This window comes from Mesorhizobium sp. WSM4815 (assembly GCF_055811575.1).
In genome coordinates this window covers 237,283-259,393 of record NZ_JBVVQS010000096.1, presented here as the reverse complement: position 1 = coordinate 259,393, position 22,111 = coordinate 237,283, and the positions used below count along the sequence as shown (strand labels likewise).

General features: G+C 61.9%; 21 protein-coding genes. 8 read left to right on the top strand and 13 right to left on the bottom strand.

Translation table 11 applies throughout. The features are described 5' to 3' along the window. Positions 1-262: 262 nt before the first annotated feature. The 6 genes from AC0L2B_RS19650 to AC0L2B_RS19625 all read right to left on the bottom strand — a co-directional run bounded on the left by AC0L2B_RS19650 (position 263) and on the right by AC0L2B_RS19625 (position 7,073). Positions 263-1,915, bottom strand: coding sequence for an ABC transporter ATP-binding protein (locus tag AC0L2B_RS19650; protein WP_473746496.1), 1,653 nt, complete (start codon positions 1,913-1,915; stop codon positions 263-265). Continuing rightward, positions 1,905-2,789 carry an ABC transporter permease gene (locus AC0L2B_RS19645; protein ID WP_023797726.1) on the bottom strand — a complete coding sequence of 295 codons (885 nt, stop codon included), beginning with the start codon at positions 2,787-2,789 and terminating at the stop codon, positions 1,905-1,907. Before AC0L2B_RS19645 ends, AC0L2B_RS19650 begins: the two co-directional genes overlap by 11 nt. Further along, positions 2,786-3,832 (bottom strand): ABC transporter permease, encoded by a 1,047-nt coding sequence (locus AC0L2B_RS19640; RefSeq protein WP_023797725.1) that lies wholly within the window; start codon positions 3,830-3,832, stop codon positions 2,786-2,788. Before AC0L2B_RS19640 ends, AC0L2B_RS19645 begins: the two co-directional genes overlap by 4 nt. A gap of 72 nt (positions 3,833-3,904) precedes the next feature. Then, positions 3,905-5,512: an ABC transporter substrate-binding protein gene (locus AC0L2B_RS19635; protein WP_287219623.1), complete on the bottom strand. Its 1,608-nt coding sequence runs from the start codon at positions 5,510-5,512 to the stop codon at positions 3,905-3,907. A 112-nt stretch (positions 5,513-5,624) separates the two neighbouring features. After that, a complete protein-coding gene (locus tag AC0L2B_RS19630) occupies positions 5,625-5,978 on the bottom strand; it encodes a Rieske (2Fe-2S) protein (RefSeq protein WP_023797723.1) in 354 nt (117 codons plus the stop codon). 12 nt (positions 5,979-5,990) lie between these two features. After that, a complete protein-coding gene (locus AC0L2B_RS19625; RefSeq protein ID WP_473746495.1) occupies positions 5,991-7,073 on the bottom strand; it encodes an amidohydrolase family protein in 1,083 nt (360 codons plus the stop codon). A 134-nt stretch (positions 7,074-7,207) separates the two neighbouring features. Between AC0L2B_RS19625 and AC0L2B_RS19620 the strand changes: the two genes are divergently transcribed. Then, a complete protein-coding gene (locus tag AC0L2B_RS19620) occupies positions 7,208-8,065 on the top strand; it encodes a LysR family transcriptional regulator (RefSeq protein WP_473746494.1) in 858 nt (285 codons plus the stop codon). Between the two features lie 89 nt (positions 8,066-8,154). Continuing rightward, positions 8,155-9,237 carry an FAD-binding oxidoreductase gene (locus AC0L2B_RS19615; protein ID WP_473746493.1) on the top strand — a complete coding sequence of 361 codons (1,083 nt, stop codon included), beginning with the start codon at positions 8,155-8,157 and terminating at the stop codon, positions 9,235-9,237. Positions 9,238-9,625: 388 nt separating this feature from the next. On the opposite strand, the gene AC0L2B_RS19610 is transcribed toward AC0L2B_RS19615, so the two are convergent. From AC0L2B_RS19610 to AC0L2B_RS19595, 4 genes are read right to left on the bottom strand one after another with little or no spacing between them, the layout of a single operon-like run. Next, positions 9,626-10,216, bottom strand: coding sequence for a DUF447 domain-containing protein (locus AC0L2B_RS19610; protein WP_023797719.1), 591 nt, complete (start codon positions 10,214-10,216; stop codon positions 9,626-9,628). A 3-nt stretch (positions 10,217-10,219) separates the two neighbouring features. Next, entirely contained in the window at positions 10,220-11,614 is a 1,395-nt protein-coding gene (locus AC0L2B_RS19605; RefSeq protein WP_473746513.1) for a DUF6513 domain-containing protein, read from the bottom strand. After that, a complete protein-coding gene (locus tag AC0L2B_RS19600) occupies positions 11,607-12,158 on the bottom strand; it encodes a flavoprotein (RefSeq protein ID WP_473746492.1) in 552 nt (183 codons plus the stop codon). Before AC0L2B_RS19600 ends, AC0L2B_RS19605 begins: the two co-directional genes overlap by 8 nt. A gap of 3 nt (positions 12,159-12,161) precedes the next feature. After that, positions 12,162-14,003, bottom strand: a complete 1,842-nt coding sequence (locus AC0L2B_RS19595; protein WP_473746491.1) for a (5-formylfuran-3-yl)methyl phosphate synthase — start codon at positions 14,001-14,003, stop codon at positions 12,162-12,164. Positions 14,004-14,228: 225 nt separating this feature from the next. Here AC0L2B_RS19595 and AC0L2B_RS19590 point away from each other — a divergent pair, with 225 nt between their 5' ends. The 6 genes from AC0L2B_RS19590 to AC0L2B_RS19565 all read left to right on the top strand — a co-directional run bounded on the left by AC0L2B_RS19590 (position 14,229) and on the right by AC0L2B_RS19565 (position 19,415). Beyond that, positions 14,229-15,479, top strand: coding sequence for an ABC transporter substrate-binding protein (locus tag AC0L2B_RS19590; protein WP_128166450.1), 1,251 nt, complete (start codon positions 14,229-14,231; stop codon positions 15,477-15,479). A 66-nt stretch (positions 15,480-15,545) separates the two neighbouring features. Then, on the top strand, positions 15,546-16,472 hold the full coding sequence (locus tag AC0L2B_RS19585; protein WP_473746512.1) for a YVTN family beta-propeller repeat protein: 927 nt from the start codon (positions 15,546-15,548) through the stop codon (positions 16,470-16,472). Between the two features lie 73 nt (positions 16,473-16,545). After that, the gene (locus AC0L2B_RS19580) at positions 16,546-17,040 is read left to right on the top strand and encodes a cupredoxin domain-containing protein (protein ID WP_473746490.1); all 495 of its coding nucleotides are present in this window, start codon (positions 16,546-16,548) and stop codon (positions 17,038-17,040) included. Between the two features lie 121 nt (positions 17,041-17,161). After that, positions 17,162-17,914: an ATP-binding cassette domain-containing protein gene (locus AC0L2B_RS19575; protein ID WP_473746489.1), complete on the top strand. Its 753-nt coding sequence runs from the start codon at positions 17,162-17,164 to the stop codon at positions 17,912-17,914. Further along, positions 17,911-18,786, top strand: coding sequence for an ABC transporter permease (locus AC0L2B_RS19570; protein WP_473746488.1), 876 nt, complete (start codon positions 17,911-17,913; stop codon positions 18,784-18,786). Before AC0L2B_RS19575 ends, AC0L2B_RS19570 begins: the two co-directional genes overlap by 4 nt. After that, positions 18,786-19,415 (top strand): hypothetical protein, encoded by a 630-nt coding sequence (locus AC0L2B_RS19565; protein ID WP_473746487.1) that lies wholly within the window; start codon positions 18,786-18,788, stop codon positions 19,413-19,415. The genes AC0L2B_RS19570 and AC0L2B_RS19565 overlap by 1 nt, the downstream gene beginning before the upstream one ends. A 23-nt stretch (positions 19,416-19,438) precedes the next feature. On the opposite strand, the gene AC0L2B_RS19560 is transcribed toward AC0L2B_RS19565, so the two are convergent. From AC0L2B_RS19560 to fabF, 3 genes are all read right to left on the bottom strand, one after another. Continuing rightward, complete coding sequence (locus tag AC0L2B_RS19560) at positions 19,439-19,639, bottom strand: hypothetical protein (protein ID WP_023797709.1); 201 nt, start codon at positions 19,637-19,639, stop codon at positions 19,439-19,441. A 270-nt stretch (positions 19,640-19,909) separates the two neighbouring features. Further along, positions 19,910-20,725 carry an oxidoreductase gene (locus tag AC0L2B_RS19555; protein ID WP_473746486.1) on the bottom strand — a complete coding sequence of 272 codons (816 nt, stop codon included), beginning with the start codon at positions 20,723-20,725 and terminating at the stop codon, positions 19,910-19,912. 69 nt (positions 20,726-20,794) lie between these two features. Further along, positions 20,795-22,099: a beta-ketoacyl-ACP synthase II gene (gene fabF / locus AC0L2B_RS19550; protein ID WP_473746485.1), complete on the bottom strand. Its 1,305-nt coding sequence runs from the start codon at positions 22,097-22,099 to the stop codon at positions 20,795-20,797. Positions 22,100-22,111 lie beyond the last annotated feature (12 nt).

Genomic DNA, 22,111 nt, shown 5'->3' with positions numbered 1-22,111 from the left:
TTGGGGCATGGCGGGTGGCGTCTTTAGTTCCAGCCGAGTTACCAACGCGGCATGAGACTTTCGATCATTGGCTTCACTGGTGCACCGGCAGCATGCCGCGTGGTTCACGAGTTAGCCGGCGTGGATCGCCTCACTTCGACCATTGAGATGGCCGTTGCTACTGCCTGAAAGCAGACATTGTTGCGACCATTCTGGACGTCGCGGTTGCGGCATAACCGACGTTCGCGCGAGAACTGGAGCCAGGCGGTCAATACGTTGGGATTCAGTTCGCCGCGCCGACCCGCTTGCGCTCCCGGGTTTCCAGCAGCCTCGTCAGCCAGTCTGGATCCATCTCCGGCACGGAGGAGAGAAGCAGTTCCGTATACGGAGCATGCGGCGGCGTCAGGATTTCGGTCTTGAGCCCCTGCTCGACGACTTTGCCGTGATGCATGACGACAATTTCGTCTGCGATTGCCCGCACCGTCGCGATGTCGTGCGTGATGAAAATGTAGCTGACTCCGAATTCTTGTTGGAGCCGCATAAGAAGTTTCAGGATCTCTTCCTGTACGATCTGGTCGAGGGCCGAGGTCACCTCGTCGCAGATGATGAGCTCCGGATTAGCAGCCAGCGCCCGGGCAATGCAGATGCGCTGCTTCTGACCGCCCGAGAGTTCGCCCGGCAGACGGTCGAGGAAGCTTTCGTCCATCTCGATCATGTGCATGAGTTCGCCAACGCGGCGGTCGCACGCCGCCCCTTTGAGGCCGAGATAGAACTCAAGTGGCCGGGAGATGACCTCCTCGACGGTCTGACGCGGATTGAGCGCGTTGTCAGGCATCTGATAGATCATCTGGATGCGGCGCAGAATGTCTTTGGGCCTCTCTTTCAGTGTTCTTGGCAAACGATGCCCCGCAAATGAGATCGAGCCCGAAACCGGCGGCAGCAGGCCGGTGATGACGCGGGCGAGCGTTGATTTACCGGAACCAGATTCACCGACGACCGCTACCGTCCGTCCGCGCGGCACCTTGATCGATACATCCTGCAGAACCTTGACTTTCCCTGCGTAAGCGGCGGTGATGTTATCGATCGTGAGCAGATGGTCCGCGGCCGGCACTTCGGGTTTGGCTAGCTTTCGCACCGCCCAGAGCGTCCTCGTATAGTCTTCGGCCGGCGCCGCAAGCATCTGGCGTGTTTCGGCCTCCTCCACAGTACGGCCATGGCGCAGAACCATGATCCGGTCCGCCATCTGCGCAACCACCGCCAGATCATGCGTGACGTAGATCGCGGCAGTGTTGAACTCTTCGACAATCTTGCGGATCGAGGCGAGGACCTCCACCTGTGTGGTCACGTCGAGCGCCGTCGTCGGCTCGTCGAAGATGATCAGGTCGGGCCGGCAGGCCATAGCCATCGCGGTCATTGCCCGCTGCAACTGCCCTCCGGAGACCTGGTGAGGATAGCGGAAGCCGATGCTGTCCGGATCCGGCAGGTGAAGACGCCGGTAAAGTTCGATGGCATCCCGATTCGCTGCCTCGCGACTGGCGATCCCGTGCGCCACGACCGTTTCGACGGTCTGATCGAGGAGCCGGTGGGCCGGGTTGAAGGAGGCGGCCGCGCTTTGCGCGACATAGGCGATGCGCGAGCCTCGGAGCCGCCGCCGTGCGGTTTCGCTCATGGCGAGGAGGTCGATCCCGTCGAACAGGATCGATCCTTGCGTTATCCGGCAACCTGGCTTGGCATATCCCATCGCGGCAAGCCCAATGGTGGATTTTCCGGCGCCGGACTCGCCTATGAGGCCGAGAACCTCACCGCGCTTTAGCGAGAGATCCACACCGCGAACGATCGGGTGCCAGCGCTCGTCGGAAAACCCTTCGACGTGAAGGTCGCGAACGCTGAGGAGTTTCGTTCCCTTTTCGCGTGGGCCAGAATCCTTACTTTTCATCGCGCAACCCGCTTGTCGTGTGCAGGAACCAATCGACAACGAAATTCACAGAAACCGTGAGAAGGGCGATCGCGCCTGCCGGCAAGAGCGGAGTGATGTCGCCATAGGTGATGAGGGTGGCGTTTTCCCGCACCATCGAGCCCCAGTCGGCTGTCGGGGGCTGGATGCCGACGCCGAGAAAGGAGAGCGCGGCGATGGTGAGGAAAACGAAACAGAAGCGCAGACCGAATTCCGCGATCAGCGGCGGCAGCACGTTGGGCAGGATCTCCTTGGTCAGAATCCATCTCGGCCCTTCGCCACGCAGTTGCGCGGCTTCGACATATTCCATGACGGCAACATTCAGCCCGACCGCACGCGCCAGCCGAAATACGCGGGTTGAATCGAGCAGGGCGATGATGAGGATCAGGCTGGTGACCGAGGAACCGAAGATGGATAGCAACACCAGCGCGAAGATGAGGCTCGGGATCGACATCAGCACGTCTACCGCGCGTGACAAAATTTGGTCGAGCCAACCCCGGTACATCGCGGCCAGCAAGCCGAGAGTGACGCCGACCGCGAAGGACAGAAGCGTAGTCGCGAGAGCGATGCCGACCGTATTGCGCGCGCCATAGATCAGCCGGGTGAGCACGTCGCGGCCGAGTTGGTCGGTCCCGACGATGAATTCCTGGCTCCAGGGCGCGAAGGCTTCGCTGAAAACCTGCGTTTCCCCGTAGGGCGCTATCCAGGGCGCCGACAGCGCGACGAAGACATAGCCAAGGATGACCACGATGCCGAACCAGGCGCTGAAGGGAGCCTTTCTGAGTGCGGTTTTTACCCGCGAGGCGCGCGTGCGCCTTTGTCTCGGAACCGCCACGGCGTGTTCGATACTGGTCATCGCGGGTGCAAAAGCCTCGGATTGGTGGCGATGGAAATGATGTCGGCGGTCAGGTTGAGCAGGATGTAGGTTGCCGCGAAAATCAAGGCGCAGGCTTGCACGACCGGAACATCCCTCGACTTCACCGCATCGACCATCAATTGGCCGATGCCGGGATAGACGAACACCACCTCGACCACGACCACGCCGACGATGAGATAAGCGAGGTTGAAAGCAATTACCGTGACGATGGGCGCCCAGGCATTAGGCAGGGCGTGTCTGAGAACGATTGCCATTGGCGACATTCCCTTGAGCCGCGCCATGTCGATATAGGGGCTTGCCAGCATGTTAATAATCGCCGCTCGCGTCATACGCATCATATGGGCAACAATCACCAGCGTCAGGGTGATGGACGGCAGCGCTGCGCGCCAGACGTGCTCCCAGAACGGCGTTTGGTCGCTGATATTCGCCAGTGTCGGAAATTTGGGAACCAGGTTCAGGACCCAGTTGATCGAAGACGCGAGCCACTCGGGTAGGGATTGTGCAAATTCGGTTCCGATGAACGTGTCGCGCGAGATGATGAGATAGGCCAGCATATAGGCGACGAAGAATTCGGGGAACGAAATCGTCGTCAGCGTCACCGTGTTCACCACACGGTCGAACCAGCTGTTGCGATAGAGAGCGGCGAGAATGCCGAGTCCCAGCGCGAGAGGGACCGCTATAAGGGCGGTCATCACGGCGAGGAACATCGTGTTGTAGAGCCGGGGCGCAATGATCTCGGCGACCGTGCGCCGGTAGCCGGTGCGGCTTGCGAAGGAAGAGCCGAAATCCCCCTGCACGATCTGTCCGACCCAGGCGAAATAGCGCTCGACCGGCGGACGATCGATGCCGATCTCGCGCTGGAAGGCAGCGACCGTCTCGGGCGTCGCAGATTGCCCAAGCATCGCCTTGGCGAAATCGCCCGGAAGCATGGCAATCGCCGAAAATATGATAATCGAGACGATGAAGAGCGTGATCAGGCCAAGGCCCAGGCGCTGCAGAACCGTTCTAACGACCGGGTTCATGGGCGGTACCTTCGAGCCTTTCCCCTGAAAACAGCGAACCGCCCGCGCCGCGGGCAGTTCGCCTGGCGAACGTCACGCGTTGGCTATCCACCAGCGCTCGGCCATCTTCAGTCCGTCATTCTCCCAGTTCGGCGCCACCTCGCCATGCGCCAGTTTCTTGGACTTGGCGCTGACAAAATTGTTGAAGACCAGGACGATGGCGCCGCCGTCGTCATGCGTCAACTGCTGCATTTCTGCATACATCGCGGAGCGCTTGGCCTCGTCGGTCTCCGCGCGTGCCTGGATCAGCAGTTCGTTAAAGCGAGGATTTTTCCAGAACGTGTCGTTCCAGCTGGAATCGGCCGAGTAGGCCTGCGTGAACATCCAGTCGGCCGTTGCACGACCGCTCCAATAGGAGGCGCACCACGGTTTCTTGAGCCAGACATTGTCCCAATAGGCGTCCTCGGCCTCGCGCACCACATTGACATCGATGCCGCATTGGGCCGCCGTCTCGCGGATGAGGGCGGCTGCGTCCACGGCGCCGGCGAAAGCGGCGTCGGCGACCGAAAGGTCGACCTTGAGATTTTCGATTCCCGCTTTTTTCAGATGGAAGCGCGCCTTTTCCGGATCGAACTTGTGCTGCGGCTCCGGATTGATGGCGAACTTGATCGCCGGTGCGATCGGGTTGTCATTTCCGACGGTTGCATGGCCAAGGAAGATCTTCTGCGCGATTTCCTCGCGATCGATGGCCCATTTCAACGCCATGCGCACATCGGGGTTGTCGAATGGCGCCACCGTCACGTTCATCGGCAGCGTGTAATGGCCGTATCCGGTGACCTCGAGGATTTCGATATTCGGCTTGCGCTTCAGCATACCGAGCGTTTTCAGGTCGGCGCGGCCGATATAATCCACCTCGCCGGTTGACAGCGCCGCCATACGCGCTGCGAGGTCCGTGATGGCGATAAACTCCACCTCGTCAAAATAGGGTTTGCCGTTCTTGAAGTAGTTGGGATTGCGCTTGAGCTTGGCCGAGACGCCGGGCTGAAAGTTCTCAAGCACGAAGGCACCGGTCCGGACGCCCGATTCCCAGTCCGCCTTTCCGTCCTTGGCAGGCATGACGACAAGGTGATAGTCGCTCATGATGTAGGGAAAGTCTGCATTGCCGCTGTTTAGTTTAAAAACGATCGTTTCCGGACCGTCCGCCTTGATATTGGTCACCGATTCCAGCAGCGACTTCGCCGCCGATTTGGTGTCGACTCCCATGTGGTATTGCATCGAGGCGACCACGTCGTCCGCTGTTACGGTCTTGCCGTTGTGGAAGGTCGCACCTTTGCGCAGCTTGAAGACCCATGTCGTCGCGTCGTCCGAGGTCTCGAAGCTCTCGGCAAGGTCCGGTTGGATGCTGCCTTTCGCGTCGACCTCGGTCAGGCTGTTGGACATGGCACCCGAAAAGGCGGTTTGCGTGAAGGTGTCGAGATAGCCGGCCGGATCGATCGAATCCGTCGTCGCGCCATGTGCCATGCCGAGCTTGGCGAAGCCGCCCCGCTGCGGTTCGGCCCGCGCCACGGTCACGAAGAGCTTGTCGCCGGCGGCGACCGTCAGGCCGGCCGCCAGCCCGAGCTGGATGAAATCACGGCGCGAAACCTTGCCGCGGCCGATCAGGTTTTGCGCCAGGCGAAGTTTATATTCAGATTCTGACACTGCTTCCTCCCATTGCGGATTTCCCGCATTCTTGTTGTTGGTATTATCGAGCAGATCTGGCGGATTCAGCCGATTTGCCTCCTTTCGATTTTCAGCGTTTTCGACACAAATCTTACGCCGTTACATAGATTTCACCAGCTTCCACCGTGACCGGGAATGTTCGGGCACGTACGCCCGGATCGACCAGGGCCGCACCGGTTTTTATGTCGAATTCCCAACCGTGCCAGGCGCAGCGCACGATCTCGTTCTCGCGGTGATAGATGAACTGCGCTTGGTCGACCGGCGCCGTGGTTCCGCATTGCGGTCCCTCGCAAAGCGGAGCGCCTCGGTGCGGACAAACGTTCAGCAAGGCATGGAATGAATCTCCGATGCGGAAAACCCCGACTGAAAGGCTGCGGATTTTGGCGATGTAGGGAGTTCCGGTCTCGATTTCGTCGACCCGGCAAATGTATGTTTTCTCAGCCATTGTCTGCTCCCGTCAGGCGGCATTAGCCGCTTGCGTGCGGGGAATGCGTTTATAGACCTCGAGCGCATTCAACCCCATGATCTTGCTCCTCCAGGCAGGCGGGATGTGCAGCGTGTTGGCATCGTCATAATCCCAATGCGGGTAGTCGGAGGCAAACATCAGCGTGTTCTCGCCGTCCATCGCTTCGAGAGTGGACCAGAGATGCTGTATGTTCGCGGGCTGCTCCAGCGGCTGCGTGGAAAAGCGGATATTGCGCCGGCAATACTCCGAGGGCAGCATCTTCAGCCACGGCGTTTCCTTGCGCAGCGCTTTGTAATCTGCGTCCAGACGCCATAATACCGATGGAACCCAGGCCACACCGCACTCGATGATCACGAAATACAGGTCCGGCCATTTTTCGAAAACGCCATGCGCGATCATGCTTGCCACATGCGACAAGGCCGACATGTGAAGAATAGCGTGCGTCTCCCAGAAGAAGGTCGTGGGAGCCGGTGCCACCGCGTTCCAGTTGATGCCGCCATGGCCGCCCAGGTGGATCGCGAATGGCAGCCCGACTTCGGCGCAAGCCTCGAAAATGGGATGGTAGAACGGATCACCGTAGGGTTTGACCGAGCCTTGGGAGGCCAGAACCTGCACCATACGCGGATGGTTGCCGAGGCGGCGGATCTCGGCTGCTGCGAGCTTCGGGTCCTGCGGTGCGATGATGATGGAGCCCATAAAACGACTGTCTTTGGGAAGCCATTCGGCGATTTGGTAGTCGTTATAGGCGCTGACCAGTGCACTTGCGTAATAGGGATTGGCCAGCGTGGAGGCTTCGATCGGCTCGTCGCCGGTGAGGATAGCGGCTCCGACATTGTATTTGTCGAGGTGCTTTTCTTTCATGACGAAATAGTTGTCGGCCTCCGTCTCGGGCCTGACGTCCTTCCGGGAGAAATCCTGCGGGTGAAACCACGGACGGTGACCGTGGGGGAAGGCGCCTCTCGGACCAGTTTTTTCGCCTTCTGTGAACATGTCTTTCCAGACGCCGGAAAGATAGGGCTCGAGCACCGTAGCGCTCGACCAGTAATTGTGACAATCGCAATCGACTATGAACACCCTAACCAACTCCCCTGGCGCGGCAGGCCGGCTAACCCAGCCGGCTTCTTCAACCGCAGCTTCCGCCTTGGGAATTATTTGATCAAGCTTGTGATCTGAGGTAATACGATCGGATTTTTCGATCGCGAGGCGACATGCAGCTGGATCACATCGAGACCTTTCTCGACATTATGGAGTCGCGAAATTTCAACCGTACGGCCGATCGTCTTGGGGTTACGCAGTCGACGGTCAGTACCCGCATCAGGAACCTAGAGCAGGCCATCGGTTCGGAGCTCTTCCTGAGGGGACGCGCCGGCGCCGAACCGACCGCGGCGGGGCGACGTTTCGAAGCCTATGCGCGCGCAATGCTGTCGACATGGTCTCAGGCCCGCCATGACGTTCGGGCATTCAACCGGTTCGAGGGCACCTTGCGCGTCGCTGCGCAGGTCGGGATGACGCGATCGATATTGCCGGGTTGGGTGGAAACTCTGTTCCAGGTGCTGCCGAAATCGTCAATTCACGTAGAGTCCGACTACTCGCCGCAGATGATTTCCGACTTGAGCTTGGGAAACCTCGATATTGCTGTGGTCTACGCGCCCCGATACCTCCCTGAAATCTCCTACGATCCTCTCATGGTTGAAGAATATGTGATGGTGTCTACGACGGCCAGGATCCTGTCGGAGGTCAACGCGGATACGTATATCCGGCCGGGCTACACGGTCGCGCTTGAAAAAACCCACGCCGAGGCGCTGCCGCAATTGGCGATAGGCCGTCTCTCGATGGGCTCGGAAACGCTCGCCGAAGCGATGCTGCGGCGCATGGGTGGCACTTGCTATATGCGCAGTGACGATGCTCGGCGGTATACCGCCGAGCGGCCGTCTTTTGTGGTCGAGGGCGCGCCCGCGCTTCAGCAGCCGGTTCACACCGCTATTTTGGCGCGCCGCAAGCACGAGCCGATCATCCGTAGAGGGATTCGCGCGCTCCATCTGGCCGTTATGTCCATGGAAAGCTAGATCGAAATATCCGATTGTAAAGCCGACATCTGCCGCTTTTTTGAAAGTATCCCGGCTGCCATTCTGGTCGGGTCAAGCAGAGTCCAATCATGAACGCGCACGCTCCCTTTTCGGCCACCGATTTCGCTCCAGCGCTGCGTCAACGGCAATGGGCGGAGAGCTCAAGACAGTTCGTGCGCTGCCGGCGCGTCATCGATGAGACACACGACGTTAAGACATTCGTCTTTTCAGCTGCTTCTGGCCACATGTTCAGCTTTAGTGCAGGCCAGTATTTAGTCCTGAACCTGACAATCGACGGCACCCGGGTAACGAGACCGTACTCGGTGTCGTCGCCGCCGACTCGACCGCTCGACCTGCAGATCACGGTGAAGCGGGTGAAGGGCGGGCTTGTTTCCAACTGGCTTCACGACAATCTCCGGCCGGGCCACAACATTGAAATCGAAGGGCCGGTCGGACGTTTCAACTTCGACGATCTACCATCCGAGAAGCCGCTTTTCCTTTCGGGCGGCAGCGGCATCACTCCCGTTATGTCGATGCTGCGGGCGCTAACCGACCGGGCATCTGGCCATGACATCCGTTTCATTCACTGCGCTCGGACGGCGGACGACATCGCCTTCCGCTCCGAGTTGGAGGTGCTCGCCGCGCGATTCTCCAATGTCGATGTAAGCTTCATCTGCAGCCAGGAAGGTTCGGCGTGGCAGGGCCCTTTCGGTCGCATCGACGGCCCCATGCTCTTGCGGCTGGCTCCGGACCTTCACCAGCGCACGTCTTACGTTTGCGGCCCCGAGCCGTTTATGCAGACGGTTCGGGCCTGTGTCGCGGAGATCGGCATCGCACCCTCCCAGTATCACGAGGAAAGTTTCGGCGGCGCCGTGGGCAATTCCATGGCTCCTCAATCGGCTGCCGCTGGCCCGACTTGTGTCCGTTTCGCCCGGTCTGGCGTGGAGCACCTGTGTGCGCCTGGAGAGACTCTGCTCGATGCGGCGCGCAATAGCGGCCTCTACATCCCTACCGCATGCCAGCAGGGCATTTGCGGAACCTGTCGGACGGTCAAGCTCTCAGGTGACGTCGTGATCGACGACCTTGGAGGACTCAGCCTTGAAGAGAAGGCGGCTGGTTATGTGCTGGCTTGCTGCAGCCGGCCGCTAGGCACCGTTTGCCTCGATCTCTGACCTCATTGCGAATTGATGGCCAAGCCCGGCGCTGGGGGCATGCCAGTGGCTCACATGATTGGATAAACGGCGCGCGCACTCATGAGTCGGTTCCGGCAACCTGCGCTTGGCCGCTGGATCCTTTGAATGTCGGCTTTCGGGCGGCATCGTGCGGCGGGAATGGTCGGATTGGGGTCAGATCACGTCGGTACCCGCGGGGGGGCTGAAGGGCCGCTTCTTATAATTCGAGCCTCAAAGCTGCCAGTCAGCTTCGGCCCCATTCCGGTCATCGTGCATACCGGGCTCAATGACCGCAAAGGGTCGAACACCGCCGTTTGAGATCACCGCCACCGTGTACCATGCTAAACCACGTCGGCCCGGACGCTTACCCAGGTTCAGCATATCCGGTTCAGCCCCGCGCATCCTCGCCGCTGGCATCCTCGGCCGCAAGGTGATCGCCGACACGCTGCATCAGCCAGTCCCAGGCTTCTTTTTCGCCCTCGCCCGCAGTCTTTTCGATGGCAATCGAAAGGTAGGCGATTTCCGCCTCGATCTTGTCGCGCGGCAGCATGCCGAGCCGGCTGACCAGGATGGCCAGTTCCAGCACCGCCGCCTTGGCGCGGTTGAAGCCGGTGAACGGCGCATGCGTTTCCTCCTGCACCACGCGGCAGAAATGGCGAGGCCGCATGGCATCGTCGTCCACGCTTTCGACTTCGAGGACCGAATGCGCGAGCGCCGCTGCGAGCCGCGGCACCGGAAACCCGTCGACCGCAACGGTCGGCCAATGCTTGCGGCCGGTCAGGCAGCCGGCAAAGATGCGCACGTCATCGGTGTAATTGGCAATGGCGAACGGCACTTCGGCGAGATTGTCGAGCGTGATCGACGGCCGGAACGGCGCGATGACCCAGCCGTCCTTCTCGGCGATGATGCCGATCGGCGCGATGTGGACGTCGCCGGCTTCGTTGACCGTGGTGATGATCGATTCGCGAATGAACGGCATGGTTTAGCGCTCCTTCTTCGCGCGAAGCGTGGGGCCCGCTTCGGCAAGACGGCTGCGGTCGGTTTCGGGAGCCGGCGCGGCAACGCCCCATGCGAGCGGCTCGTCCTGCACATAGCGCTTGCCGAGGCGCCACGCGATCTCGGCCTTCATCAGTTCGGCGCCGAGATAGAACGCGTGTGCTCCATCCGCCTCAACGCCAAGCCCGGCAAAGAGTTCGAACGCATCCGTGGCAACCGCGTGCCCCTTGCCGTTGAAAATATGGATGCCGTCCTCGGCGGTCATAATGCGGAAGTTGGTGTCGCGCACCTCCGCCGCCAGTGCTGCGATATCCTCGGTCGAGGCGGTGAACGGCTTGCGGTCGTGAACCTGCAGCAGCCCTGGATGGTAACTTCGCGGCAGCGCACCGTCACGCTTGGCGGCAAACAGGATGCGGCGGGCAATGTCGTGCTCCTCGATCGTTCGCAGCGTGTGCGGGCTGACATGCACGGCGAGCACGTTTCGGATCTGAAGTTCCGAGCAGAGCCCGGCCAGAACCGCGGTAACGCCGGAACTGTCGGCGTCGGTCAATTCGGTGAGATTGCCGGTGCCCATCAGCAGTTCGACCTCAGGCCAGCGGCGGCGCGCCTCGATGAAACGCCCAAGCGAGGCGGCAAAGCCGAAATGGATCGGATCAAGCACCGGATCGGCGAGGAAGCCGACGCCGGCCTTCTGTGCCGCTTCGATGGCCCGGCCGAGCGAATCCAGGTCACCGGGCGTGGCCGGGATCAGCACTGGCACGGCCTTGTGGTCGAAGGCCAGCGGCAGCGTGTTCTCATCGAGGCTGAGAAGGTAGTCCGCACCGGCGCCTGCGCCGATCGACAGTTCGTCGGTGCTGGCGGAATCGACGCTGACCAGAAATCCCTGTGCCTTCAGCTCGCGCACCGCCTCGTCCAGCAACGGAAACGGTGTTTCCGGCAGGCAGCCGAGATCGATGACGTCGGCGCCGGCCGCGGCCAGCGTCCGTGCTCTCGCCACCAGCGCCTCGACCGACAGCATCGGCGCATCGACGATTTCGGCGAAGATGCGCATGTCGTGACGCGAAAGGTCAGGCGGCTCGCCCGCCCGGCCGAGAAAGGCCGGCAGATCGGCGATCTCGTCGGGCCCGCGCACGAAGGGCACGCCGAAATGCTCCGACAGATGCTCGATGTCGCCGCGATAGCGGCCGGGCAGGATGACGCGATCGGCGGCGCCTGCCAAGGTAAGCCGCCGCTTGATGATGTCTTCGCTCATCAGCGCCGCGACCTTGACGCCGATGTCGATGATCTCCCAGGCAAATTCGGTTTCGCCCAGTCCGGCCAGCAGCCTTTCCAGCCGGACCTTGGCCAGATGGCCGGTAAGAAAGACCAGCCGCTCAGCCATGGCTTGCGAGTTGGGCGTGGCGCCGCCTGACCGAGGCTTCGAGATCGGCAAGCGACTCGACCACCTGGGTTCGCTCAAAGCTCTTCAGCTGGTTGGTATTCTCCAGGTCGATGCTGCGCGGATAGACCTTGACCAGCCCATGCGGCGCCATGGTTTCGAGTTCCGGCGCCGTGTCGCAAGCAAAGACGATGGCCGGCACCCGGCATTTTCCGGCCTGGGCAAAAACGTTGGTGGCGAGCGTGTCGGAAATGCCGTGCACGCATTTGGCGACCGTGTTGGAGCTGGCCGGCGCCACCACCACCGTATGATAGACGCCGTGGTAGAATTCGCCGACCGGGATCGCGCTCGCCGTCTTGTCGTGCAGCACGCGCGTCGTCTCCGGGAAATCGAGCTTGAGCTTGTACATGCGCAGCACTTCGTTGGCGGCTTTCGACACAAAGACATCGCAATGCTCGATCTGGTGGATGAGTGCAAAACTCTCCGTAAAAAAATGACCGGAACCGGTCAAAACCCATGCCCAGCGCGGCGTATGCAGCATCGCCATCGCCTACCCTGCTTTTCTTGCCGACCGGATCGAAGCCGCGATCGCAATGCCGGGCAGATTGCCTGCCGCGAGCAGCGCCCCGGCCTCGGCGGCATCATTCGGGCCGGCGAGGTGGACATCGACACCGTCGGGCAGCATGGCGGCGAAGCCGGCGTCGACGATACCTCTGACCGCCAGGCTGTCGATCGTGTCGCTGCCGGAGAAGGCGCCGGTCTGCTTAATCAAGAGCAGCGCGTTCGCGCCGAGCTTGCCGGCAAGCCAGGCGGCAAGCGAATCGGAGGTAACATCCCAGGACGCCGGAATGTCCGGCGCCGGCAGCGCCAATGACGACGGCAGCCACACCGGGATCTTCCCCGCGTCCAGCGCCCGCCCCATTTCTTCCAGCGACCGTGCCGGCGCCAGCCTTTCGTCACGGTCGAGGATGACCTGGGCGAACTGCTCCATTGCGAGGATCGCCATGGCGTGGGCGGCGGTGTCGGAAAAATCCATGTAAATCTGCGTCTCGCGCACCTGGTCGGCGAACAGGCCGCCGCCGGGCACGATGACGATCGGCACCTTGGAACCCGCCAGCGCCGCGATCCAGCTTTCCAGTTCCGCCGCATGGACGGTGCTGCCGCCAAGCTTGACGACGGACGGCTTGACGGCGGCTCGCCTGATGGCCTCGGGCCTTTCCTGTCGCGGCCGGGAAACGGCGCCTTGGTCTTTTCGACCGGCAGGGCCGGAGGCGACGCCGCGACCTGCCGATTGGCGCTTGCGTTCGATCTCGACGCCGACGCCGCCTGGGCCGAGTTCGAGTTTTTCCACCCTTACCGTGACCCGCACGACACGCGGGTTCTCCAGAATGTAGGTCGCCACCTGCTCGGCCAGGGCCTCGCTAAGCTGGATGTGGCCCCGCGCAACAATGGTGCGAATGCCGTCCATGATGATGTCGTAGGAGAACACATGGCGCATGTCTTCGGGATGATCGGTGACTTGCAGCACGTCGGCGGTCACGTCGAAACGCACTTTTTGGGTATGGCCGTGCTCAAAACTGTAGGCGCCGATCTGGACCGGCAGGACAAAGTCCCGCACGAAGATCTTGTCGGTGCCCAGTGTCGGGTCGGTGCCCGGCGAATAGCCCCTCGCCGCCAGCAGGCGGTAGTCGATGCTCGACGCGCCGCCGGCCCGGGATGCTTCCGGGATCAGTTCGCGGATCTGCGCAACCGCCTCGGCGCTGATCGAACCCACGCGGCCGGAATCGCCGCACAGCGCCCCGCGAAAGCCGAGAAAATCGGGAGCGAAGGGCAGCAGGCGTGGAATATCAGGGGCTTCCAGCGATCCGCTCAGCCCAACCATGAGGCCGAGCGATTTCGCTCGATCGATGAATCCCGGGATACGCTCGGGCGGCAGATGGTCGAGCAGCCGCCCGTTGGCCTTGTTGGCCGTGTCGACCATGGCGCCATGGAAGCGATGTTCGGCAAGCATCGGCAGAAGCTCGAAATCCGGCGTCAGGTCTGCGAAAAGCACGGCGATCAGTTTCGTTCGCGCGGCGAGCGGCGCGAGCGCCGCCGCACAAGCCGCAACATTTGCCGACGGAAACAAACCTATCTTGACGTAATCGGCGCCGGCGGCAGTGATCTCTTCGGCCCTGGCGCGGATCGTCTCCGGTTCCATCGGCAGGTCGCCGCAGACCGCGCTGACCGGCGCCCGGCCGGCGATCAGCGAAATCGTCCGGCGGATGATCTGCGTGGACACCGCGCCCAGCGCTCCCGCCTTCGGATCCTTCAGATCGACGATGTCGGCACCGCCTGAAAGCGCGATCTCCGCCTCGTCGACGCCGGTGACGCTGGCCAGCATTCTGGTCATTGACGGACTTTCTCCGGCATGAGGAAAAGGACGCTTTTGGGCCCGAATACCGAAATCCGCTCGGTCGCCGTTCGGGCGAGCAGGCATGGCACTAAAGCAGACGTGAGCAGTCCACTTTCAGGGTTTGATAAAATTTGCGGGTCAGCTAAGCTCATCACGGGCACCTTGACTTCGCGCCGCTCCGACAACAATCGGACTTTAGCGCAAGAACGGGTAATTTTATCGATGACGAGCGCGGTGCCGGGCACTCTGGCGGCCTTTTTGTGCTTTTTTTCCCTGACCGTCAACGTTGCTTGCGCGCTCGCCCAGGAAGCGACGGGCAAGCAGCCGACCGCAACGGCCAAGCCGGAAAAAAAGCTGACCGAGATCAAGATAGGCTATTTGCGCGCCTATGCGCCGCAACTGGCCTTGTCGGTGCTCGACGTCCCGCCGCGCGATGAAGGTGTTGCCGGCGGCAATGTGGCGATTGCCGACAACAACACGACCGGCAGCTTCCTCGGCCAGAAATTCAGCCTCGACGTGACCGAGGTGAAGCCGGATGCCGATGTCGTCCCGGCCTTCCAGGAGATGATCGCCAAAGGCAACCGCTATGTGGTCGCGGACCTCTCGGCCAGGCAGTTGCTGTCGATCGCCGATCTTGCCCGCGACAACGGCGTCTTGATCTTCAACGCCGGCGCCACCGACGACAGTCTTCGCGAGGAGGAATGCCGCGCCAGCATCTTCCACACCATCCCGACGCGCAGCATGCTGGCCGACGGGCTGGCGCAATATCTCATCTGGAAGCAATGGCGGCGCTGGGTGCTGATCTACGGCTCGCACGAGCGCGACCAGCTTTTTGCCGAGGCGCTGCGCCGGGCGGCGACGCGCTTCGGCGGCGAGATCGTCGGCGAAAAGCTGTTCGAGGATACCGGCACGGCGCGGCGGACCGATTCCGGCGTCGTCCAGATCCAGCGGCAGATGCCTGTCTTCACCCAGGACCTGCCGGAGCACGATGTGCTGCTGGTCGCCGACGAAAGCGAGGTGTTCGGCACCTACGTTCCGTTCCGCACCTGGATTCCGCGGCCGGTCGCCGGCACCGCGGGCCTCACTCCCTTGGCCTGGCATCCGGCCAGCGAGCAATGGGGCGGCACCCAGATCCAGAACCGCTTCGCCAAGGCAAACGGCCGCCGCATGGTGTCGAAGGACATGGCGGCGTGGACCGCGGTGCGCATTCTCGGGGAGGCGGCGACCCGCACGCAGGGCGCCGACCCGCGCAAGATGGCCGATTTCATCCGCTCCGACGATTTTTCGATCGCCGCCTTCAAGGGGCAGAAACTGACCTTCCGCAAATGGAACCAGCAGTTGCGGCAGCCGATCTTCCTCGGCGACACCAGGTCGGTCGTCTCGACCTCGCCGCAGGAGGGATTTTTGCACCAGTTGTCGGAGCTCGATACGCTCGGGGTCGACGAGCCGGAAACAAAATGCGTGCTTAAGTAGAAAAGTTTGGGAGGAATTTCAGTGCAGAGACGAGCTTGCGCACTCGCCATAGTTGCGACCGGCTTCATGTCCGGTCCGGCGTCGGCCTACATGGCCTATGTCTCCAACGAGAAAGACAACACGATGACCGTCGTCGACACCGCGACGATGCAGGTGGTGAAGACCGTCAATGTCGGGCAGCGTCCGCGCGGCATCACCATCTCGCACGACGGCAAGCACATCTATCTCTGCGCCAGCGACGATGATTCGATCGAGGTCATCGACACGGCGTCGCTGGAGATCGTCGACACCTTGCCTTCCGGGCCCGACCCGGAGCTGTTCGTGCTGTCGCCTGACGGCAAGACGCTCTATGTCGCCAATGAGGACGACAATCTCGTCACCGTCATCGACATCGAGGGCAAGAAAGTGCTGGCGGAAATCCCGGTCGGCGTCGAACCGGAGGGCATGGGTGTCAGCCCGGACGGCAAGACCATGGTCAACACGTCGGAAACGACGAACATGGCGCATTTCATCAATACGTCGACGCACGAGATCACCGACAACGTGCTGGTTGACGCGCGTCCGCGCTTCATCGAGTTCACGCCCGACGGCAAGCAGGCCTGGGTGAGTGCCGAGATCGGTGGCACGGTTTCGGTGATCGACAATCAAACGCGCGAAGTCGTCCAGAAGATCACCTTCGAGGTTGCCGGCCTGAGGCCCGAATCCATCCAGCCGGTCGGTGTGCGCATCACCGCCGACGGCAAGAAAGCCTATGTGGCGCTCGGACCGGCCAACCGCGTCGCGGTGGTCAACACGCAGACATACGAGGTCGAGAAATATGTGCTGGTCGGCCAACGCGTCTGGCAGCTTGCTTTCACCCCGGACCAGAAGACCATCATCTCGACCAACGGCGTGTCGAACGACATCACCTTCATCGACGTGGCGACCGACGAGCCGGTGCAGTCGGTGACCGTCGGCGCGCTGCCGTGGGGCGTCGTCGTCTCGCCCAATTGAATTCCGCCACATGAACCGTTGAATAAACCAAGTGAATCAAGCCGACAGAAAAACAGCAGAAGGGCAGGAAATCATGCGGAAATTTCGGGCAGTCGCTTTCGCTGCGCTGGTGGGCATGGCGCTCACCCAGGGCCAGGTCTGGGCGCAGGACGGCGATGACGATGACGCCGCCGCCGGAGCGGCCAGCACGGAGGCCAGTCCGAAAGTCGAGAAGGCGACCCGGGCCAGCAAGGACGTGCCGGAACTTATCCTCGGCAGCAAGGAAGACCAGTTCACCGCCAACCAGAAGGATTTTGAGCTGATCGCCGGCCAGGGCTATCGCTGGAAGATCACCGCGGCCGGCGGGCTGGAGTACAAATTCCACACCGACCTGTTCCGCAATGTGTGGAACAACCAGATCGTCATCAACGACCTCGAGGTGCACATGAACGGCGCACCCGCATGGCTCGAATTCGACGCCGACGGCACCATCCAGGTACAGTTCACCACCGTGAGGCCCGGCATCTACACATGGTCGGTGCCCGACCTCGCCGACAAGGGCATGAAGGGCACGATCACGATCAAGTAAGGTTTGAAAAGCAGGACCTGCGCGATCGCGCCCCGTGGGCTAGACTTGGGCCAGACTATTGTCGACGACAAGGGAGCCGACCGGCGTGCAGCATGTGAGGACAAACGGACCGGGAGATCAGGTGGCGGCGCTCGACGTCGCCGGCGTCAGCCATTCCTATGGTTCGAAGCCGGCGCTCAGCGACGTCTCGTTCTCGATCGCGCCGGCGACGTTCACCGTGCTTCTCGGTCTCAACGGCGCCGGCAAGACGACGCTGTTCTCGCTGATCAGCCATCTTTACGACACGCGCCGCGGATCGATCCGCATCTTCGGCCATGACGTCAGCCGCGCTTCGGGCGAGGCGCTCAGGCGGGTCGGCATCGTGTTCCAGGCGCGCACGCTCGACCTCGACCTCAGCGTCCACCAGAACCTCTCCTACCACGCCGCGCTGCATGGCATCGGCGGACGCGAGGCCCGGCAGCGCATTGCCGCGCTGCTCGATATCGTCGACATGCCGGGCCGCCAGCACGACAAGGCACGCAGCCTTTCCGGCGGCCAGATGCGGCGCATCGAGATCGCCAGGGCGCTGCTCCACCGCCCGTCGCTACTGCTGCTCGATGAGGCGACGGTCGGTCTCGACATCCAGTCGCGCGCCGGCATTCTCGCCACCATCCGCAAGCTCGTCGAAACCGAGGGCATCGGCGTGCTGTGGGCAACGCATCTGATCGACGAGGTTGACGACGGCGACCATGTCGTCGTGCTGCGCCAGGGCGAACTGGTCGCCAAGGGCAAGGTGGCCGATGTCGTCAGGACGAGCGGCGCCGGCTCGATCCGCGACGCCTTTTCCAGGCTCAGCCGCATCGAGGCGGCCGGCACCGCGGGGATATCGCCATGAGCGCTCCTTCAATACCCGAAAAAGTCGCCGGCATCTTTCCGGAGAAGTTCGAGAAATTCGGCCTGCGCCACTATCTCATCTGCCTCCAGGGCGTCGTCCTGCGGGAATGCCTGCGCTTCCTGCACCAGCGCGAGCGCTTCATATCCTCGCTGGTTCGGCCGCTCATCTGGCTGTTCATCTTTGCCGCCGGATTCCGGCAGGTGCTCGGCGTGTCGATCATCCCGCCCTACAAGACTTACGTGCTCTACGAGGTCTACATCACGCCGGGGCTGTGCGGCATGATCCTGCTGTTCTCAGGCATGCAGTCTTCGCTGTCGATGGTTTATGACCGCGAGATGGGCAACATGCGCACCCTTTTGGTCAGCCCCTTCCCGCGCTGGTTCCTGCTGGTGTCGAAGATGCTCGCCGGCGTATCCGTATCGATCGCGCAGGTCTATGCGTTCCTGATCATTGCCTGGTTCTGGGGCGTCAAGGCGCCGCCGATCGGCTATCTCATGGTGCTGCCGGCGCTGTTCCTGTCGGGCATGATGCTTTGCGCGCTCGGCATGCTTTTGTCGTCGATGATCAAGCAGCTCGAAAATTTCGCCGGCATCATGAACTTCGTCATCTTTCCCGGCTATTTCGCCTCGCCGGCGCTCTATCCGTTGTGGCGCATCCAGGAGGCGAGCCCGCTGCTGCACAAGATCTGCCTCGCCAATCCGTTCACCTATGCCGTCGAACTGATCCGCTTCGCCTTCTACGGCCAGATCGAGTGGCTGTCGCTGGGCGTCGTTGTCGGCTGCACTGTTCTGTTCCTTGCCGCCGCCATCATCGCCTATGACCCTTCGCGCGGCCTGGTGACCCGCAAACAAGACACCGGAGGAAATGCCTGATGGCACGAATGAGCCTTGTTCGCAGCCTGGCTGTGGTTGCCATGCTGACGCCGAGCATGAACGCCAGGGCAGCGAATACCGATCCGGACTGGCCCTGCATACAGCGCAAGGTGCCGCAACTCTCGCTCGGCCAGATCTGGAATGGGCCGGAGCTTCCGCCAGCGGCGAAGGATTTTTCGAAGGACCCTGCCGTCTCCACCCTGGTCGAGGAGGTGGCGGCCCGGCGGATGCCGATCGCCGAAGCCCAAAAGAAAATCAAGGATTTCGCCGCCTCGCTGCCGGCCGAGCAGCTTGCGCCGAAGATGGCGATGCTGGTGCAAGGCATGTTCGATCACATGGACGCCGAGCGTTCGCAGGTGATCTCAGGCATTTCCCGGTACGCCCACAAGCAGCTCGAAATGGCCGCCGCCTTGCGCAAGGCAGCGTCCGACGTCGATGCGTTGCGGGCAATGCCGGATGCGGATCCCGACGACATCGAACGGCGAACCGAACAGCTGAAATTCGCAACGCGAATTTTCAATGAACGCGTCCAATCACTGACTTACGTCTGTGAAGTGCCGACGATCATCGAGCAGCGGCTTTATCAATTGTCCAAGGCCGTCTCGGAAACCCTCGCCGCAAAGAAGTAGAACCTCTATCTCCGCAGCGGATCTCACGTTCCCCGGCCGGGCAGCACGCGCCAGCGCTGCACGAAATAACCGGGATGCGTCTCGATCCACTGGGCTACCAGCGGCTGCGCCTGCATGAAGGCGGTCCCTGGGTTCATCGCCAGGCCGTCCACCATCTGCTCGCGTTGTTCACAGGTCTGCGGCACATCCGTCAGGCAGACCATCATAACCAGCGTGTAAAGCATTGCCCCATTACCCCCATCGAATTCCCGAACCCCATGCCCGGGAGGTTTCCGAGATACCGACAAGACTGCAGGGGTCGCACATACAGATCGCTTACGGGTGTGAAAGGACGTGGCCCCCACTCTTTCGCACTGCAATATAACATATCGCTTATCTAACACCAACAACCGCCGGGGCGTTCTAGGCAATTGCTTCAGGTTGCGCTGCGCCAATGCGGCGCCGACGTTTCCAGGGCCGATGATTCCGATCTTCACGGGGTGTCTTCGATGTCGTCAGACCGGCAGCCCGTTCTGCTTACGCAGGCTCTTGTCGAATGCGGATGCGGGGACGAAACGGCGCAGGAGACTGACCTGGCGCGCCATTTTTCCCGCAGCATAGCGCCTCTTCGGAACGGGATCGGTCGCAGCCGCCAAAACCGTCTTGGCGACCAATTCGGGCGAATCGCCTTTTTCCATTGCTTTCCGCACGACTGCGTTCATGCCAGCGCGCGCAGCGTCATAAATATCAAGCAACTGGTCCGGCTTGGCGAGATTATCTTCAAACGACGTGCGGGTATAAGCGGGTTCGACCAATGCAACGCGAATCCCGAACGGGCGCAGTTCATGGTCGAGCGATTCGGAATAGCCTTCGATGGCATGTTTGGTCGAAGCATAAAGTGCGAAATAGGGAGCTGGGATGAACCCCTGCACCGAACTCAGATTGACGATCCTACCCTTGCCTTGTCGGCGCATTATCGGCAGGACCGCGTTGGTCACGCGGAGCACGCCGAAGACGTTCACATCGAACAGTGCCTGAGCCTGGATCATTGAGGACTCTTCCGCGCCACCAAACAGACCCATGCCGGCATTGTTGACGAGCAGATCGATGCGCCCGGTCTCGGCCAGCACGTCATCGACCAGTTTCGCCACCGACGCGTCATCGGTCACGTCACAGGACAGCATGGTCAGACCGTCGGAGTTTTTGGCGGCTGCGCGACGGCTGGTGCCGAACACGCGAAAACCGGCGCTTTGCAAAGCTATGGCCGTCGCGCGCCCGATGCCGGAGGACGCCCCCGTCACCAGGGCGACGCCAGGATTGGTCTTGTTCATTGAAATCATCTCTTTCTCTGGGGTTGGACTGATTTTGGATTGGCATGGAAGAAGCATGAAAGGTCGGAGTCAGTTATGAGCGCCTCTGGCGTTCGCACCGGCCAACTCGTCCGTCCAGCGCCGGAACAGCGCGCTGGCATTGACGCCGCCAAAGCCGAAGCCGTTTGAGATCGCGTAGTCCATTGCCATCGGCCGGGCCTGGTTTGCGACGAAGTCGATGCCGTCGCCGGCGGGATCCGGCGCGCCCAGATTGAGGGTTGGCGGCGCCACCTGATCCCTGAGCGCCAGGATTGCGAAGATGGCTCCAAGCCCGCCGGCGGCTCCAAGCAAATGTCCGGTCGCCGATTTGGTTGCGCTGACGGCGATGGTGGAATCTGCGCCGAAGAGTGTTTTGATCGCCGCCATTTCCCCGAGATCACCGACCGGCGTCGAGGTCGCGTGCGCATTGAGGTGGCGAACCTCACGCGGCGAGATGCCGGCTTGGGCAATTGCGATCTGCATGGCTCGGCGCGCCCCGTCGCCATCCTCGGGACCGGAGGTGACGTGATGCGCATCCGCCGTCGTGCCGTAGCCGACGAGCTCGGCGAGCGGTTTCGCGCCGCGCGCCAGCGCGTGGCTCAATTCCTCGATGACCAGCACGCCGGCTCCTTCGCCCATGACGAAGCCGTCCCGCGACACGTCGAAAGGCCGTGACGCCTGAGCCGGCGCCCAGTTGAAGCCGGTCGAAAGAGATCGTGCTGCAGCAAAACCACCAAGACTGACGATGTTCATGCAGGCTTCCGTCCCGCCGCACACGGCGATATCGGCTTCGTTGGCGCGGATGAGGCGGGCCGCATCGCCGATCGCTTGGATGCCGGCCGCGCACGCCGTCACCGGCGCGCCGAGTGGCCCCTTGAAGCCATGGCGGATCGAGATGTGGCCCGCCGCGAGGTTCACCAGGAAGGACGGCACCGTAAACGGCGAGAGGCGGCGGACGCCGCGCTGGTCGACCGTGCGCACCGCCTCGGTGATGGCGGGGAAGCCGCCGATGCCGGAGGCGATGATCGTGGCCGTGCGCAGGCGATCCGCTTCCGAGACGGGCGCCCACCCTGCTTGCGCGAGGGCCTCTTGTGCAGCGGCGAGCCCGAAGATGATGAACCGGTCTACCTTGCGCTGGTCCTTCGCAGCCAGGACGGTATCCGGATCGAAACCAGCCTCCGGATCGTCTTCCGGCGAGGGAACCACCCCGCCGATCTTGGCCGGGAGGTCTGCCACCATAGCGTCCGGAAGCCTGCGGATGCCCGAGCGACCGGCCAGCAGCCGCGACCACGACGCTTCGACATCGGCAGCAAGGGGCGTGACCGCTCCCATGCCTGTAACAACAATCCGTCGCATCTATTTTCCTAT

Excerpts from the sequence above, each read along its gene's own strand:
- AC0L2B_RS19610 (WP_023797719.1), bottom strand. The coding sequence starts at position 10,216 with ATGCCGTTCATTCGCGAATCGATCATCACCACGGTCAACGAAGCCGGC.
- AC0L2B_RS19600 (WP_473746492.1), bottom strand. The coding sequence starts at position 12,158 with ATGGCGATGCTGCATACGCCGCGCTGGGCATGGGTTTTGACCGGTTCC.
- fabF (WP_473746485.1), bottom strand. The coding sequence starts at position 22,099 with ATGCGACGGATTGTTGTTACAGGCATGGGAGCGGTCACGCCCCTTGCT.
- AC0L2B_RS19615 (WP_473746493.1), top strand. The coding sequence starts at position 8,155 with ATGAACGCGCACGCTCCCTTTTCGGCCACCGATTTCGCTCCAGCGCTG.
- AC0L2B_RS19590 (WP_128166450.1), top strand. The coding sequence starts at position 14,229 with ATGACGAGCGCGGTGCCGGGCACTCTGGCGGCCTTTTTGTGCTTTTTT.
- AC0L2B_RS19650 (WP_473746496.1), bottom strand. The coding sequence starts at position 1,915 with ATGAAAAGTAAGGATTCTGGCCCACGCGAAAAGGGAACGAAACTCCTC.
- AC0L2B_RS19555 (WP_473746486.1), bottom strand. The coding sequence starts at position 20,725 with ATGAACAAGACCAATCCTGGCGTCGCCCTGGTGACGGGGGCGTCCTCC.
- AC0L2B_RS19570 (WP_473746488.1), top strand. The coding sequence starts at position 17,911 with ATGAGCGCTCCTTCAATACCCGAAAAAGTCGCCGGCATCTTTCCGGAG.
- AC0L2B_RS19560 (WP_023797709.1), bottom strand. The coding sequence starts at position 19,639 with ATGCTTTACACGCTGGTTATGATGGTCTGCCTGACGGATGTGCCGCAG.
- AC0L2B_RS19585 (WP_473746512.1), top strand. The coding sequence starts at position 15,546 with ATGTCCGGTCCGGCGTCGGCCTACATGGCCTATGTCTCCAACGAGAAA.
- AC0L2B_RS19630 (WP_023797723.1), bottom strand. The coding sequence starts at position 5,978 with ATGGCTGAGAAAACATACATTTGCCGGGTCGACGAAATCGAGACCGGA.
- AC0L2B_RS19580 (WP_473746490.1), top strand. The coding sequence starts at position 16,546 with ATGCGGAAATTTCGGGCAGTCGCTTTCGCTGCGCTGGTGGGCATGGCG.
- AC0L2B_RS19605 (WP_473746513.1), bottom strand. The coding sequence starts at position 11,614 with ATGGCTGAGCGGCTGGTCTTTCTTACCGGCCATCTGGCCAAGGTCCGG.
- AC0L2B_RS19565 (WP_473746487.1), top strand. The coding sequence starts at position 18,786 with ATGGCACGAATGAGCCTTGTTCGCAGCCTGGCTGTGGTTGCCATGCTG.
- AC0L2B_RS19640 (WP_023797725.1), bottom strand. The coding sequence starts at position 3,832 with ATGAACCCGGTCGTTAGAACGGTTCTGCAGCGCCTGGGCCTTGGCCTG.
- AC0L2B_RS19595 (WP_473746491.1), bottom strand. The coding sequence starts at position 14,003 with ATGACCAGAATGCTGGCCAGCGTCACCGGCGTCGACGAGGCGGAGATC.
- AC0L2B_RS19620 (WP_473746494.1), top strand. The coding sequence starts at position 7,208 with ATGCAGCTGGATCACATCGAGACCTTTCTCGACATTATGGAGTCGCGA.
- AC0L2B_RS19645 (WP_023797726.1), bottom strand. The coding sequence starts at position 2,789 with ATGACCAGTATCGAACACGCCGTGGCGGTTCCGAGACAAAGGCGCACG.